We start from the raw sequence: 15449 nt of genomic DNA, 5'->3' as shown, positions 1-15449 counted from the left end.
TCGAAACCGCCGCGCTGCCAGACACTCGGCGCATGGATGACGCTTCCCCTTCGACGTCCCGCGTGTTGCTCGTGCATGGCATCTGGAACGCGCAGTCGTGGCTGGCGCCGCTGGCACGCCGACTGCGCGCGGAGGGTTTCCAGGTGGAGACGTTCGGGTATCCGAGCATCTTCGGCGGCCCCGAGCCCGCGATCGCCGCCCTGACCGAGCGGTTGCGGGACGGCCCGCCCGTGCATCTGGTCGGGCACAGCCTGGGCGGGTTGATCGGCCTGGAGGCCTTGCGCCGTGCGTCTGGGCTTCCCGTGCAACGCATGGTCTGCCTGGGCTCGCCGCTGTGTGGCAGCGGCGCGGCCCGCAGCCTCGGTCGGCGCGCATGGACGGGGCTGGTGCTGGGCCGCAGTGGCGCACTGCTGCAGAAAGGCTGCGCGCCGTGGCAGGGGCGGGTGCCGGTGGGCATGGTGGCCGGCAACGTGGCCCGTGGCATCGGCCGCCTGCTGACCCGGTTCGATGGCGAGTCCGATGGCACCGTCGCGCTGGCGGAAACCCGGTTGCCGGGGCTGGCGGCGCATTGCGTCGTGCCGGCCAGCCATACCGGGCTGGTGTTCTCGGCCGATGCGGCCCGGCAGGCGGCGGCCTTCCTGCGCGAGGGCCGCTTCCATCCCGCGTAGACGCTGCGCCTGCGCCGCCCCGGTATAATTCGCCGCTTCACCCTGTCATCGCCGGAAGAAGCACCCATGGGTAGAGGCCCGTCCATCGAAGCCCGCAAGAACGCCACCGACGCCAAGCGCGGCAAGATCTTCACCAAGATCATCCGCGAGATCGGCGTGGCGGCACGTGCGGGCGGTGGCGATCCGGCCAATAACCCGCGCCTGCGCGTGGCGGTGGACAAGGGCCTGTCGGCCAACATGTCCAAGGATGTCATCGAGCGCGCCATCAAGAAGGCGACCGGTGAACTGGAAGGCGTGGTCTACGAGGAAATCCGCTACGAGGGCTACGCCCCCGGCGGCGTCGCCGTCATCGTCGACTGCCTGACCGACAACCGCGTGCGTACCGTGGCCGAAGTCCGCCACGCGTTCGCCAAGTGCGGGGGCAACATGGGCACCGAAGGCTCGGTGGCTTTCATGTTCAAGCGGCTGGGCGTACTGAGCTATGCCCCGGGCGCGGATGAAGAGGCCATCACCGAGGCCGCCATCGAGGCCGGCGCCGACGACATCGTCGTGTACCCCGACGACGGCTCCATCGACGTGGTCACCACGCCGGACGCCTTCCAGCCGGTGAAGGACGCCATGGAGGCGGCCGGCCTGGCGCCGGACCACGCGGAAATCACCTTCCGTGCCGACAACGACATCGCCGTGGAGGGTGAAACCGCCCTGCAGGTGAAGAAGCTGCTGGACATGCTGGAAGACCTGGATGACGTGCAGGACGTCTACTCCAACGCCGAACTGGGCGCGGATGCGTATGCGTAGCCACCGCGCGTGGGGTCGGGTGATGGCGGGCCATCACGTCCCGTGACCCGCATCCTCGGCATCGACCCGGGTTCGCAGCGTACCGGCGTGGGCATCATCGACGTGGACGCGGCGGGCAAGACCACGCACGTCTATCATGCGCCGCTGGTGCTGCTGGGCGCCGACGATTTCCCGCAGCGGCTGCGCCGCCTGCTGGACGGCCTGGCCGACATCATCACCACCTGGCAGCCTGACGAAGTGGCGATCGAGAAAGTGTTCATGGCACGCAACCCCGATTCCGCATTGAAGCTGGGCCAGGCCCGCGGCGCGGCGATCAGCGCGGTGGTGCTGCGCGACCTGCCGGTGCACGAGTACGCTGCCAAGGAAGTGAAACTGGCGGTGGTCGGCCGCGGTGGCGCGGAAAAGACCCAGATCCAGCACATGGTCGGCATCATGCTGAACCTGCAGGGCAAGTTGCAGGCCGACGCCGCCGACGCGCTGGCGGTCGCCATCACCCACGCGCACGTGCGCGCCACCGCGAAACGGCTGGGCATCAGCGCCCAGCAGGCATGGAGTCGCAAATGATCGGACGGTTGCGCGGGATCCTGGCCTACAAGTCGCCGCCGTGGCTGGTGATCGACGTTGGCGGGGTGGGCTATGAACTGGAAGCCCCGATGAGCACCTTCTACGACCTGCCCGACGTGGGCCGCGAAGTGTTGCTGTTCACCCACTACGCGCAGAAGGAAGACAGCGTGTCGCTGTACGGCTTCCTGCGCGAAGGCGAACGACGCCTGTTCCGCGACGTGCAGAAGGTCAGTGGCGTGGGCGCGAAGATCGCGCTGGCGGTGCTGTCCGGTGCCAGCGTCGATGAGTTCGCACGCATGGTGCAGTCCGGCGACATCACCGCGTTGACCCGCATCCCGGGCATCGGCAAGAAGACCGCCGAACGCATGGTGGTGGAACTGCGCGACCGCGCCGCCACCCTGATGAGCGGCCTGCCAGGAAGCAGCACGGTCCCCGCCGATCCGCAGTCCGAAGCGACCATCGCCCTGCAGCAGCTGGGCTACAAGCCGGCGGAGGCCACGCGCATGGCGCGCGACGCGACGGCTGCCGGCGACGATGCCGCCACCATCATCCGCAAGGCGCTGCAGTCCGCGCTTCGCTAGCCCGTGCGGCCCCGCCGCCACAAGCAGACCTCCATGAGCACTCCCGCCCCCCACGATTCTCCTTCCGCCCAAGGCGGCCACGGCCAGGCCGGCATGGTGGCGCTGGTGGCCGGTGCCGTCGGCGTGGTGTTCGGCGACATCGGCACCAGCCCGCTGTACACCATCAAGGAGATGTTCCACCCGCATTTCGGCCTGACGCCGGACGCGGACACCGTGCGCGGGCTGCTGTCGCTCGGCTTCTGGTCGCTGCTGCTGGTGGTGACGCTGAAGTACGTCATCGTCATCATGCGCGCCGACAACGACGGCGAGGGCGGCATCATGGCCCTGACCGCGCTGGCGCAGCGCAGCCTGACGAAGGGGTCGCGGCTCAGCTACACGGTCGGCATCCTGGGCATCTTCGGTGCGGCGCTGTTCTTCGGCGACGGCATGATCACGCCGCCCATCACCGTGCTGGGCGCGGTCGAGGGCCTGGAAGTGGTCTCGCCGGTGTTCAAGCAATGGGTGGTGCCGATCAGCCTGGTCATCCTGACCGGCCTGTTCGCGTTCCAGCGGTTCGGCACGGCCAAGGTGGGCAAGGCGTTCGGGCCGGTGATGATCGTCTGGTTCATCGTGCTGGCCGGCTTCGGCATCTACAACATCGCGCACAATCCGTCGGTGCTCGCGGCGCTGAATCCCTACTGGGCCTGGCACTTCTTCGTCACGCATGACTGGCACGCGGTGCTGATCCTCGGCGCGGTGGTGCTGACGGTGACCGGTGGCGAGGCCCTGTACGCGGACATGGGACACTTCGGCAAGCGGCCCATCCGCTGGGGCTGGTTCGGCTTCGTGCTGCCGGCCCTGGTGCTGAACTACTACGGCCAGGGCGCCGTGCTGCTGCGCCATCCCGAGGCGGTCGCCAATCCGTTCTACATGTCCATCCCGGACTGGGCACAGATCCCGATGCTGGTGCTGGCGACCACCGCCGCGGCGGTGGCCTCGCAGGCGGTGATCACCGGTGCGTTCTCGGTGACCCGCCAGGCCATCCAGCTAGGCTACCTGCCACGGCTGGCCATCAAGTACACGTCCAAGGACACCATCGGCCAGATCTACGTGCCGTCGATCAACCTGATGCTGTATCTGGCGGTGATCGTGCTGGTGCTGAGCTTCCAGAGTTCCGGTGCGCTGGCCACCGCCTACGGCCTGTCGGTGACCGGCACCATGCTGATCGACACCTTGCTGCTGGCGATCGTGGCGTACACGCGCTGGCCCGACTCGCGCCGCTGGGTGCTGCCGCTGTGCGGCATCTTCCTGGTGATCGACCTGGCGTTCCTGTTCGCCAACGGCGCCAAGCTGGTCACCGGCATCGGTGCGTGGGTACCGCTGTTCATCGGCATCACCGCCTTCACCATGATGCGCACCTGGCGCCGCGGCCGCGAGCTTTTGCATGGCGAGGTGCAGAAGGAAGGCATCCGCCTGGATACCTTCCTGCCCGGCCTGATGCTGGCGCCGCCCGTGCGCGTGCCAGGCACGGCGATCTTCCTGACCGCCGACAAGGGCGTGGTGCCGCATGCGCTGCTGCACAACCTGAAGCACAACAAGGTACTGCACGAGCGCAACGTGTTCCTGACCGTGGAAACGCTGACCGTTCCGTACGCGCCCAGGAAAAAGCGGCTGAAGATCGAACCCATCGGCGACGATTTCTACCGCGTGGTGATCAGCTACGGCTTTGCCGAGACGCCCGACGTGCCGCAGGCGCTGATGAGCTCGTGCGACCAGGGCGGCGTGTACTTCGACCCGATGGAAACCACGTATTTCGCCAGCCGCGAAACCATCGTGGCCGCCCGCCACGGCGGCATGCCCATCTGGCGCGACAAGCTGTTCGCCGTCATGCACCGCAACGCCGCGCCGGCCACCGGATTCTTCCGCATCCCCGGCAACCGGCTGGTGGAACTGGGCGCGCAGGTCGAGATCTGACCACGGCCGGGACGCGAAACATGAAGCATGGCGGGCGGTTTCACGCATAATCCCTCCATGACCGCAGACCGCATCATCAATTCCGTCGCCACGCGCGAAGACGACGCCGTGGAAGCCAGCATCCGGCCCAAGCGGCTGGACGAATACCTGGGCCAGAAGCCTGTCCGCGAGCAGCTGGACATCTACATCCAGGCGGCGAAAGGGCGCGGCGAGGCACTCGACCATGTGCTGATCTTCGGTCCCCCCGGCTTGGGCAAGACCACGTTGAGCCATGTCATCGCCAACGAGCTGGGGGTCAACCTGCGGGTGACGTCCGGACCGGTGATCGAGAAAGCGGGCGACCTGGCCGCGCTGCTGACCAACCTGCAGCCGCACGACGTGCTGTTCGTCGACGAGATCCATCGCCTGTCGCCCGTGGTGGAGGAAGTGCTGTACCCGGCGATGGAAGATTTCCAGATCGACATCATGATCGGCGAGGGTCCCGCCGCGCGCTCCATCAAGCTGGACCTGCCGCCGTTCACGCTGATCGGCGCCACCACGCGCGCCGGTCTGCTGACCGCGCCATTGCGCGACCGTTTCGGCATCGTGCAGCGGCTGGAGTTCTACACGCCCGACGAACTGACCCGCATCGTGCAGCGCTCGGCCCGCATCCTGGGCATGGACTGCGTGCCCGAAGGGGCCGCCGAAATCGCGCGCCGCGCGCGCGGCACGCCCCGCATCGCCAACCGCCTGCTGCGCCGCGTGCGCGACTTCGCGCAGGTCAAGGCCAGTGGCCACATCGACGTGGAGGTGGCGCGCGCCGCCATGCAGATGCTGAAGGTGGACCCGGAAGGCTTCGACGAGCTCGACCGCCGCATGCTCCGCACCATCGTCGACAACTTCGACGGTGGTCCGGTCGGCGTGGAATCGCTGGCGGCCGCGCTTTCCGAAGAACGCGGCACGCTGGAAGACGTCATCGAACCCTACCTGATCCAGCAGGGCTACCTGATCCGCACCGCGCGCGGGCGCATGGCCACGCGCAAGGCCTATCTGCACCTGGGGCTGACGCCGAAAGGGCAGGTGCCCGAGCCGGGCGATCCAGCCGGCGAACTGTTCTGAGCGCTGGTCTGCTGATGGTATCCACGGAAGCGTGCGGGAGTGCCCGTTTTGAGTGCTGAGCCAATGACGTTGCATGCCGATACGGCGCCATTCATCTTTCCGACACGCGTGTATTGGGAAGATACCGATGCCGGTGGCGTGGTCTACCACGCGCAGTACGTCGCCTTCTTGGAGCGCACGCGCACGGAGTGGCTGCGTGCACGCGGACACGCCCAGGAGCAGTTGCGCCAGACCCACGACCTGGTGTTTGCCGTGCGTGCGATGCGCCTGGATTTCCTGCGCCCCGCGCGCCTGGACGATCTGCTGCAGGTCAGCGCGGCGATCCAGCAGTGCAAGCGGGCCAGCGTGGTGTTCATGCAGACCGTGGAACGGGATGGCGAACTGCTGCTGACCGCCGAAGTGAAGGTCGCCGCACTCAGTGCGTCCGGGTTCAGACCCGTTCCGCTGCCTGAGGCGTTGTACGAAGAATTCAAGCAGCTCGAAGTGCCGGGCCGCGCGTAACCGCTCCAACCACCGAACACGCAACACGACAAGAGAATCGAGGAACAACGGATGATCGCATCGCTGCTGGCCTTCCAGGACACCGTGGTGGAGGCGTTGCCGCCGGAAACCGCCGCCGCCGCCGCGGAGGCCGGTGCCACCGCCGCCCACAGCGGCATCAACTACATCGACCTGATGCTCAAGGCCAGCCTGCCGGTCCAGCTGATCGTGCTGCTGCTGCTCGCCGGGTCGCTGATCAGCTGGGTGATCATCTTCCGCAAGGCGCGTGTCTTCAAGAACGCCAACCGCGATGCCGACGAGTTCGAGAGCCGTTTCTGGTCGGGCACCGAACTGCACAAGCTCTACGCCGGCGCCGCCGACCGCAACCGCGTGGTGACCGGCCTGGAAGCGATCTTCGAAGCCGGCTTCCGCGAGTTCACCCGCCTGCGCGACAAGCGCGGCCTGGACGGGCGCGCGCAGCTGGAAGGCGCGCAGCGCGCGATGCGCGTGACTTACACCCGCGAGGTCGACCAGCTGGAACGCAACCTGGAACTGCTGGCCAACATCGGCTCCACCGCGCCCTACGTGGGCCTGGTCGGTACGGTGTTCGGCATCATGGTCACCATGCACGACATGCTCAACAGTGGCGAGCAGGCGGGCATCGCCGCGGTGGCGCCGGGCATTTCCGAAGCGCTGTTCGCCACCGCCATCGGCCTGTTCGTGGCCATCCCGGCAGTGTGGGCATACAACCGCTTCACCACCCGCGTCGAGCGGCTGTCGGTGCGCTATGAAAGCTTCGCCGAAGAGTTCAGTTCCATCCTGCAGCGCCAGAACTCGGGCGAATAAGCGGAGTTCCCCATGGCCGGAAGCATCTTCCACCGCAAACGACGCAAGCTGAAATCCGAGATCAACGTCGTCCCGTACATCGACGTGATGCTGGTGCTGCTGATCATCTTCATGGTGACCGCGCCGCTGCTGACGCTGTCGGTCGACGTCAAGCTGCCGTCTTCCAACGCCAAGGCGGTGGAAAGCCGCAGCGAACCGATCATCGTCATCGCGTATCCCGACGGCCGTTTCGGCCTGAAGCTGCCCGAAGCGAAGCAGCCCGAAGTGCTGGATGCGGCGGGGCTGGAAGCCAAGCTGGCGCCGATCAAGGAACAGCAGGGCAACGAGCTGCGCATCATGGTCGCCGCCGAGGGCGACGCGCCGTACCAGAAGGTGCTGGATGCGATGGACGTGCTCCGTCGCGCCAAGGTCACCAACGTCAGCCTGATGACCAACGCGGGTGGCAATGCACGCTGATGCTCTCCCGCGCCAGAGGGGCCCGCGCGACGACGGGCTGGGCAGGGCGGTGGCGTGGGCCATCGGCCTGCATCTGCTGCTGGCCGCCCTGCTGTTGATCTCGCCGCTGCTCAACTGGCGCGAACCGCCGTTGGCCGCTGGCGGGGCCCAGGCCATGGAGGCGACGCTGGACGCATCGGCGGCCGACCAGCGCGTGGTCGAGCAGGCGCTGCGCTTCCAGCCGGAGCCGCTGCCGGAACCGGTGGAAGAGGTGGCCGAGGAAGAGACCGTGCCGCCCCCGCAGCCGCTTCCCGAGCCGACGCCGCAGGATGCGCCCGTGCAGCGGCAGGCCGAGGCGCAGGAACGCATCCCGGTGCCCGACGACATCGACCAGGAAGAAGCCAGCCGTGACGCCATTTCGCAGGAAAAGGCGCGCCAGGAGCAGGAAGCCAAGCGTCGCCAGGAGCAGATTGACCTGACCGAGCGGACCCGCCAGCAGCAGGCGGAACAGCAGCGCCGCCTGGCCGCGCAGCAGGAAGAGGCCGAGCGCCAGCAGAAGCTCGACGAGATCCGCCGCAAGCGCGCGCAGGCCGCGCGCGAGGCCGACCTGGCCGAGCAGAAGCTGCGCCAGTTGCAGGCGGCGCGGGAACGCAACGCGTCGGCGGCCAGCCAGCCCGCGGCCTCGTCCAGCGCCTCCACGGGCGCGACCGCCGGCGCGGCCAGCGGCCCGTCGCAGGGCGACTGGGTCGGCGCGATGGTCGCCGCCATCGAACGCCAGTGGGTACGGCCGCCGAATGTCAGCGCCGGCCAGATCTGCCCCATCCGCATCCGCATGCTGCCGGGAGGCGAGGTGATGTCGGCCGAAGTGCAGCCCAGCTGTCCCTATGACGAGGCCGCGCGCGACAGCGTGGAGCGCGCCGTGCTGAAGGCCAGCCCGTTGCCGTATGCCGGTTTCGACAAGGTGGCGGCGCGCGACTTCGTGGTGCGGTTCCAGCCCTCGCGATGACCCTGTTCAGGCGCCGGACGGCAAGCTATGCCGGCAATGCCCCGAATTCACCTAGATGAAACACGCCATCGAGTGAGAATGAATCCATGACAAGACGCGTACTTCTTCTCCTGTTTGTCCTCTGCTTTGCCGGACCGGCATTCGCCCAGCAGCTGGAAGTGGACCTGATAGGCGGCCGTGAATCGGCCCTGCCCATCACCATCGTGCCGATGCCCTACCAGGGCAGTGCCGGGGTGCCGCCGACCGACGTCGCCGGGGTGGTCCGCGCGGACCTGGAGCGTTCCGGCGCCTTCCGCGCCCTGCCCGAAGCCAGCATCACCGAACGCCCCGTGCGCGGCAGCGAGATCCAGTACCCGACATGGCGCCAGCTGCGCCAGGACTACATCGTGGTGGGGCGCGTCGTCGACAGCGGCGACGGCGGCTACCGGGTGGAGTACGAACTGTTCGACGTGGCCAAGCAGGAACGCATGCTGGGCCTGGCCATGACCGCGCGCGCCAATGCCATGCGCGACGTGGCCCACCAGATGGCCGACGCCATCTACGAGAAGATCCTCGGCGTTCGCGGGGCATTCTGGACCCGGATCGCGTACATCACCGCCACCGGCACCGGCAAGGCCACGCGCTACGCGCTGATGGTCGCCGACTCGGATGGCTTCAATCCTCAGACCGTGGTGCGCTCGGCCGAGCCGCTGCTGTCGCCGTCGTGGAGCCCCGATGGCCGTCGCCTGGCCTACGTCAGCTTCGAGGGCGGCAACTCGGCGATCTACCTGCAGGACATCTCCACCGGCGCGCGCGAAAAGATCGCGAGTTTCCGTGGCATCAACGGGGCGCCTTCGTTCTCGCCGGACGGCCGCCAACTGGCGCTGACGCTGTCGCGCAGCGGCAATCCCGAGATCTACGTGATGGACCTGGGCAGCCGCCAGCTGCGCCAGCTGACCACCAGTTCCAGCATCGACACCGAGCCCACCTGGAGCGCCGACGGCGGCACGATCTACTTCACTTCCGACCGGGGCGGCCGTCCGCAGATCTATCGCGTGGCCGCAGCGGGGGGCAGCGCCACCCGGGTGACGTTCGAGGGCAACTACAACGCCACCGCCAGCGTGTCGTACGACGGCAAGAAGATCGCGGTGGTGCAGGGCAGCGGCAACAATTACCGCATCGCGCTGATGGACAGCAGCCTGGGTGGGGCGCGCTGGTCGTCGCTGTCGCCGGGCTCGCTGGACGAGTCCCCCAGCTTCGCGCCCAATGCCGCGATGGTGCTGTACGCCGCACGCGAAGGCGGTCGTGGCGTGCTCTACGCCGTCTCCGCCGACGCCCGCGTCCGCCAGCGGCTGGTGGTGGCCAACGCCGACGTCCGCGAGCCCGCATGGTCGCCGTACCGTAGCGTTCGTTAATTTTCTGTCTACAATGTTAAATCCCAATCCCCCCCGTTCCACCGACGAAGGAATGATCATGAACAACACCACCCGTGTGCTGATGCTCTCGCTGATGTCCGTTGCCGTGCTGGCTGGCTGCAAGAAGGCCGTCAAGCCGGAAGCGCCGACCGACACCACCACCACCGTGCCCACCACCCCGACGGGTCCGACCACCTCGGGCGTGTACGGCCCCGGCGACCTGGACACCGACGCCTGCCTGCGCCAGCGCGTGGTGTACTTCGATCTGGACCAGGACGCGCTGAAGCCGGAGTTCCAGGCCATCATGGGCTGCCACGCCAAGTACCTGCGTGACCGTCCGTCCTCGCGCATCACGCTGGAAGGCCACGCCGACGAGCGCGGCAGCCGCGAGTACAACCTGGGTCTGGGCGAGCGCCGCGGCAATGCCGTCAACTCCGCCCTGCAGGCCAGCGGCGGTTCGGCCGGCCAGCTCAGCGTCGTCAGCTACGGCGAAGAGCGCCCGGTCTGCACCGATTCCAGCGAATCCTGCTGGTCGCAGAACCGTCGCGTCGAGATCGTCTACACGGCGAAGTAAGCCGTCGTCACCACGATGATGATGGCCAAGAAGTATTTGCTGGTCCTCGCGGCGGCCCTGGTGGCCGCCGCACCTGCGCATGCCCAGCGCGTGAGCCTGGCCGACCGCGTCGCCGCGCTGGAAGCCAAGGCCAACAACCCGCAACAGAACCTGGACCTGCTGAACCGGCTGACCCAGCAGGAAGCGGAACTGCGTGACCTGCGCGCCCAGCTCGAGCAGCTGCAGAACGAGAACGAGCAGCTCAAGCAGCGCAGCCGCGACCAGTACCTCGACCTCGACGGCCGGCTCAACCGGATCGAAGGCGGCACGCCGACACCGGCACCCGCCGGCGCTCCGGTACCGCCGCCCGTCAGCAGCGCGCCGGCCCCCAGGCCGGCTGCACCTGCCGCCAGCATTCCGGCCGAACGTCCGCCCACCGTCCATGGCGACACCGGCGCCGTTGCCGCGGCCGGCGACGAGCGCACCGCCTACAACGTCGCCTTCGATCGCCTGAAGGCCGGCGACTACGCCGATTCCGCCGCCCTGTTCACCAGCTTCCTGGAGCTGTACCCGACCGGCGTGTACGCCCCCAATGCGCTGTACTGGCTGGGCGAAAGCTACTACGTCACCCAGAACTACCCGCTGGCCGCGGACCAGTTCCGCGCGCTGCTCGCGCAGTACCCCACCCATGACAAGGCCGCCGGCTCGCTGCTCAAGCTGGGGCTGTGCGAGTACGGGTTGGGCAAGCTGGAAGAAGCCGAGCGCACCCTCGCCGACGTCATCGCCAAGTACCCCGGTACCGATGTCGCGCGCACCGCGGACGACCGCCTGAAAGCCATCCAGTTCGGCCGCCTGCGCTGAGCTGCGCGGATGGGGCGGGCCGGACGGGCCCGCACGCGGCATAATGCGCACCCCATGAACGACGCCGCCCGCCCCAGCGAGATCGTCCAGTCCCCACTGGAACGCCTCAAGATCACCGAGATCTTCCTTTCCCTGCAGGGCGAGGCGAACGCGGTCGGCTGGCCCACCGTGTTCGTGCGCCTGACCGGCTGCCCGCTGCGCTGCCAGTACTGCGATACCGCCTATGCCTTCCATGGCGGGCAGTGGTGGGATATCGACGCGATCCTGGCGGAAGTGGCCCGCCACGGCGTACGCCACGTCTGCGTCACCGGCGGCGAGCCGCTGTCGCAGAAGCGCTGCCTGCTCCTGCTGGCCAGGTTGTGCGACGCCGGCTACGACGTGTCGCTGGAGACCTCCGGCGCCATCGACATTGCCGGCGTGGACCCGCGCGTGTCGCGCGTGGTGGACCTGAAGACGCCCGGTTCGAAGGAAATGGCGCGCAACCGGCTGGAGAACCTCCCGCTGCTGACCGCGCGCGACCAGGTCAAGTTCGTACTCTGCGGTCGCGAGGACTACGAATGGGCCCGCGACATGCTGGCCGGGCACCGCCTGGCAACGCGCTGCGACGTGCTCTTTTCGCCCAGCAAGTCCGAACTTGACCCGCGCGACCTGGCCGACTGGATCATCGAAGACCGCCTGCCGGTGCGCTTCCAGATGCAGCTGCACAAGCTGCTGTGGAACGACGAGCCGGGGAGGTGAGGCAGTGATGGGTCATTGGTGATTCGTGATTCGGAAGGCCGCGCACCTCACGGCCAGCTGCCGAGTCACGAATCACGAATCACGAATCACGAATCACGAACCGTCATGAAGAAAGCCGTCGTCCTTCTCTCCGGTGGCATGGATTCCGCCGCCGTCGTCGCCATCGCCCGCGAACAGGGCTTCGCCGTGCACGCACTCAGCGTGCGTTACGGCCAGCGCCACACCTCGGAGCTGGATGCCGCCGTGCGCGTGGCGGCATCGCTCGGCGCGGTGGAACACAAGACCGTGCACGTGGACCTGCGCAGCATCGGCGGCTCGGCGCTCACCGACGACATCGACGTGCCCGAGGCCGGCGGCCCCGGCATCCCGGTCACCTACGTGCCTGCACGCAACACCATCATGCTGTCGGTCGCGCTGGGCTGGGCCGAGGTGCTGGGTGCCAACGACATCTTCTGCGGCGTCAACGCGGTGGATTACTCGGGTTATCCGGATTGCCGGCCCGAATTCATCCAGGCCTTCGAGGCGTTGGCCAACCTGGCCACCAAGGCCGGCGTGGAAGGGGCGGGGCTGCGCATCCATGCGCCCCTGCTGAAACTGAGCAAGGCCGACATCGTGCGCGAAGGCGTGCGCCTGGGCGTGGACTTCGGCCAGACCGTCTCGTGCTACCAGGCCGACGACCAGGGCCGCGCCTGCGGCCACTGCGATGCCTGCCGCCTGCGCGCCGCCGGCTTCGCCGACGCCGGCGTGCCGGACCCCACGCACTACGCCTGATTTTTCAGGCGCCCCCGTCCTGGGGTAGAATTCGCCTCCCGGCGCAACGCCGGACCGCAGCACCGGGCCGTTAGCTCAGTCGGTAGAGCAGAAGACTTTTAATCTTTTGGTCGAAGGTTCGAATCCTTCACGGCCCACCACACACCGCTTCACGCAATGGCACCATGTGCCCGGTTGTGTCTCGCTGCCGGCCGCTTCCGTCAGGTCAGATCCTTCTTCCAGGTATTCCCATGCAGAACCCGTTGCTGGACTTCTCCGGTCTTCCCCGTTTCGACGAGATCCGTGCCGAGCACATCGCGCCGGCGATCGACCAGTTGCTGGCAGAGGCAGAGGCCGCCGTGGCGGCGGCCGAGTCCGTCTCGCAGGTGACGTGGGATACGTTCGTCGTGCCACTCGACGACGCGACCGAGCGGCTGGCGCGTGCCTGGAACCAGGTGACACACCTGGAGGCGGTGGTGAACACGCCGGCGCTGCGCAGTGCGTACAACGCGCTGCTGCCCAAGGTCACGCGTTTCTGGAGCGGGCTCGGACAGAACCTGGCGCTGTATCGCCAGTACCGTGCCCTGGCGGATGCGCCGGAAGCCGCGCAGTACGACGATGCCCGACGCCAGGTGCTGCAGAACGCGCTGCGCGATTTCCGCCTGGGCGGTGCGGAGTTGCAGGAGGCGCAGAAGGCGCGCTTCGCCGAAGTGAAGGAAGAACTCGCCAGTCTGTCGGCGAAGTTCTCCCAGAACGTGCTCGATGCCACCGACGAGTACGAGTTCTGGATCAAGGACAAGCAGCACCTTGGCGGCCTGCCCTCCGACGTGGTGGCCGCTGCGCGTGCCGCGGCCAAGGCCGACGACGAACCGGGCTGGAAGTTCACCCTGCAGATGCCGTGCTACCTGCCCGTGCAGGCCTACGCCGACGACCGCGCGCTGCGCGAAACGCTGTACCACGCCAATGCGGTGCGTGCGTCGGAGCTGGGGGAGAACGAGGAGCTCGACAACTCCACGCTGATCGACCGCATCCTCGCGCTGCGGGCCGAGCTTGCCTCGCTGCTGGGTTTCGCCAGTTATGCGGCGTATTCGCTGGCCACCAAGATGGCCGATACGCCGGACGACGTGCTGCACTTCCTCCGCGACCTGGCCGCGCGCGCGAAGCCGCATGCGCAACGCGACCGCGCGGAACTGGAAGCCTTCGCGCAGGAACAGCTGGGCCTCGAGACCGTCGAAGCCTGGGACCTGGCCTATGCCAGCGAAAAGCTCAAGCAGGCGCGCTACAGCTTCTCCGCGCAGGAGGTGAAGCAGTACTTCACCGAAGCGGCGGTGCTGAAGGGATTGTTCGGCGTGATCGGTGATCTCTACGGCCTGCGCGTCGAGCAGGACAGCGCGCCCACGTGGCACCCGGATGTGCGCTTCTACCGGCTTGTGGATGGCGATGGCGCACTGGTCGGCCAGTTCTACCTTGACCTGTACGCACGCGAAGGCAAGCGCGGCGGTGCGTGGATGGACGATTGCCGCAACCGCCGCACGACGGTGCGTGGCGTGCAGACGCCCGTCGTCTATCTGGTCTGCAATTTCGGCAAGGGCGTGGACGGCAAGCCGGCGACCTTCAGCCACAACGAAGTCACCACGCTGTTCCACGAAATGGGCCATGGCCTGCATCAGCTGCTCACGCAGGTCGGGGAGCTGGGCGTGGCCGGCATCAACGGCGTCGAATGGGATGCCGTGGAGCTGCCAAGCCAGTTCATGGAGAACTTCTGCTGGGAGTGGGCGCGCGTGCAGGCGATGACCGCGCACGTGGACAGTGGCGAGCCGCTGCCGCGCGCGCTGTTCGACAGGATGGTCGCGGCGAAGAACTTCCAGAGCGGCATGGCCACGGTGCGCCAGCTGGAGTTCGCGCTGTTCGACATGCAGCTGCACAGCGGCTTCGATGCCGCAGGCGATACGGTGCTGGCGCTGCTTGACCGGGTGCGCGCCGAGGTGGCAGTGAACCTGCCGCCGGAATGGAACCGCTTCCCCCATCAGTTCAGCCACATCTTCGCGGGCGGCTACGGAGCCGGCTACTACAGCTACAAGTGGGCCGAGGTGCTCAGCGCGGACGCCTATGAGGCTTTCGAGGAGGCGCCGGAAAAGGTCGCCGAGACCGGTGCGCGGTTCCGCCGCGAAATCCTGGCACGCGGCGGAAGCCGTGGTGCCGCCGAGAACTTCCTGGCCTTCCGGGGCCGCGCGCCGCGCATCGACGCGCTCCTGCGTCACGCCGGCATGGCGGGTTGAGAGGTCTGGTTCAGCGGATTCGTCCGCGTTGCCAAGCGCAGAAATCCGGAACGTACATGCCGATGAACCATGTTCCCGCCCGCGTAAGAGTCGACGAGAGAGCTGTTTCTACCGAGGTTATCCGGAAGGTCGTCCTTTCGCTTTTCCGGCGCCGAAGGGATTATGGCAACCCGGACCTCTCGGAGTTATTGCCCGAGCTTGGCAGGTTCGGTGTTACTACCAGCAAGCAGTTCCGGCTTCTCATGAAGAAGCACAGACGTGCTATCCGCGAGGACGAGGAAAGAAAAATGTCGCGGGCTAAAACGATCTACTTCTCGGAAGAGCTCGGTTGGGAGGGACTGGATGCTCACGCGTGCAAAGCCTGGTTCTCCGTTTCTGGCTTGGTGCGGGAGGCGATGGAGCTGGAATTTGGCGAAGAAGCACGCGTCTGCGTAGACTGATGCCG

The 15449-nt window shown here is 67.4% G+C and carries 17 protein-coding genes and 1 tRNA gene; all 18 read left to right on the top strand.

Annotated features, from left to right (window positions below):
• The first annotated feature begins 32 nt into the window (after window positions 1-32).
• The 18 genes from OVA13_RS09870 to OVA13_RS09785 all read left to right on the top strand — a co-directional run bounded on the left by OVA13_RS09870 (window position 33) and on the right by OVA13_RS09785 (window position 15444).
• A complete protein-coding gene (locus OVA13_RS09870) occupies window positions 33-668 on the top strand; it encodes an esterase/lipase family protein (RefSeq protein WP_267790316.1) in 636 nt (211 codons plus the stop codon).
• Between the two features lie 66 nt (window positions 669-734).
• Entirely contained in the window at window positions 735-1466 is a 732-nt protein-coding gene (locus OVA13_RS09865; protein ID WP_267790315.1) for a YebC/PmpR family DNA-binding transcriptional regulator, read from the top strand.
• A 42-nt stretch (window positions 1467-1508) separates the two neighbouring features.
• On the top strand, window positions 1509-2030 hold the full coding sequence (ruvC, locus tag OVA13_RS09860; RefSeq protein ID WP_267790314.1) for a crossover junction endodeoxyribonuclease RuvC: 522 nt from the start codon (window positions 1509-1511) through the stop codon (window positions 2028-2030).
• Window positions 2027-2611 (top strand): Holliday junction branch migration protein RuvA, encoded by a 585-nt coding sequence (gene ruvA, locus OVA13_RS09855; protein ID WP_267790313.1) that lies wholly within the window; start codon window positions 2027-2029, stop codon window positions 2609-2611. The genes ruvC and ruvA overlap by 4 nt, the downstream gene beginning before the upstream one ends.
• A 93-nt stretch (window positions 2612-2704) precedes the next feature.
• The gene (locus OVA13_RS09850) at window positions 2705-4564 is read left to right on the top strand and encodes a potassium transporter Kup (protein ID WP_267793502.1); all 1860 of its coding nucleotides are present in this window, start codon (window positions 2705-2707) and stop codon (window positions 4562-4564) included.
• A 57-nt stretch (window positions 4565-4621) separates the two neighbouring features.
• Complete coding sequence (gene ruvB, locus OVA13_RS09845; RefSeq protein ID WP_267790312.1) at window positions 4622-5662, top strand: Holliday junction branch migration DNA helicase RuvB; 1041 nt, start codon at window positions 4622-4624, stop codon at window positions 5660-5662.
• Between the two features lie 63 nt (window positions 5663-5725).
• Entirely contained in the window at window positions 5726-6163 is a 438-nt protein-coding gene (gene ybgC / locus OVA13_RS09840; protein WP_267793501.1) for a tol-pal system-associated acyl-CoA thioesterase, read from the top strand.
• 51 nt (window positions 6164-6214) lie between these two features.
• Window positions 6215-6988: a protein TolQ gene (tolQ, locus tag OVA13_RS09835; RefSeq protein ID WP_267790311.1), complete on the top strand. Its 774-nt coding sequence runs from the start codon at window positions 6215-6217 to the stop codon at window positions 6986-6988.
• A gap of 12 nt (window positions 6989-7000) precedes the next feature.
• Entirely contained in the window at window positions 7001-7444 is a 444-nt protein-coding gene (locus OVA13_RS09830; protein ID WP_267790310.1) for an ExbD/TolR family protein, read from the top strand.
• Window positions 7434-8429 carry a cell envelope integrity protein TolA gene (tolA, locus tag OVA13_RS09825; RefSeq protein ID WP_267790309.1) on the top strand — a complete coding sequence of 332 codons (996 nt, stop codon included), beginning with the start codon at window positions 7434-7436 and terminating at the stop codon, window positions 8427-8429. Before OVA13_RS09830 ends, tolA begins: the two co-directional genes overlap by 11 nt.
• A gap of 86 nt (window positions 8430-8515) precedes the next feature.
• A complete protein-coding gene (gene tolB, locus OVA13_RS09820; RefSeq protein ID WP_267790308.1) occupies window positions 8516-9823 on the top strand; it encodes a Tol-Pal system beta propeller repeat protein TolB in 1308 nt (435 codons plus the stop codon).
• A 58-nt stretch (window positions 9824-9881) separates the two neighbouring features.
• On the top strand, window positions 9882-10397 hold the full coding sequence (gene pal, locus OVA13_RS09815) for a peptidoglycan-associated lipoprotein Pal (protein WP_267790307.1): 516 nt from the start codon (window positions 9882-9884) through the stop codon (window positions 10395-10397).
• Between the two features lie 15 nt (window positions 10398-10412).
• Entirely contained in the window at window positions 10413-11237 is an 825-nt protein-coding gene (gene ybgF, locus OVA13_RS09810) for a tol-pal system protein YbgF (RefSeq protein WP_267790306.1), read from the top strand.
• A 54-nt stretch (window positions 11238-11291) separates the two neighbouring features.
• Window positions 11292-11975 (top strand): 7-carboxy-7-deazaguanine synthase QueE, encoded by a 684-nt coding sequence (gene queE, locus OVA13_RS09805; protein WP_267790305.1) that lies wholly within the window; start codon window positions 11292-11294, stop codon window positions 11973-11975.
• 105 nt (window positions 11976-12080) lie between these two features.
• On the top strand, window positions 12081-12746 hold the full coding sequence (queC, locus tag OVA13_RS09800) for a 7-cyano-7-deazaguanine synthase QueC (RefSeq protein WP_267790304.1): 666 nt from the start codon (window positions 12081-12083) through the stop codon (window positions 12744-12746).
• 64 nt (window positions 12747-12810) lie between these two features.
• A tRNA-Lys gene (locus OVA13_RS09795) sits at window positions 12811-12886 on the top strand.
• Window positions 12887-12976: 90 nt separating this feature from the next.
• A complete protein-coding gene (locus tag OVA13_RS09790) occupies window positions 12977-15004 on the top strand; it encodes a M3 family metallopeptidase (protein ID WP_267790303.1) in 2028 nt (675 codons plus the stop codon).
• Between the two features lie 56 nt (window positions 15005-15060).
• The gene (locus OVA13_RS09785) at window positions 15061-15444 is read left to right on the top strand and encodes a hypothetical protein (RefSeq protein ID WP_267790302.1); all 384 of its coding nucleotides are present in this window, start codon (window positions 15061-15063) and stop codon (window positions 15442-15444) included.
• The last annotated feature ends 5 nt before the right edge of the window (window positions 15445-15449 follow it).

The organism is Pseudoxanthomonas sp. SL93, assembly GCF_026625825.1.
Taxonomy (GTDB): Bacteria; Pseudomonadota; Gammaproteobacteria; order Xanthomonadales; family Xanthomonadaceae; genus Pseudoxanthomonas_A.
The sequence above is the reverse complement of the archived record's forward strand: the minus strand, read 5'-3'. Positions and strand labels throughout refer to the sequence as shown.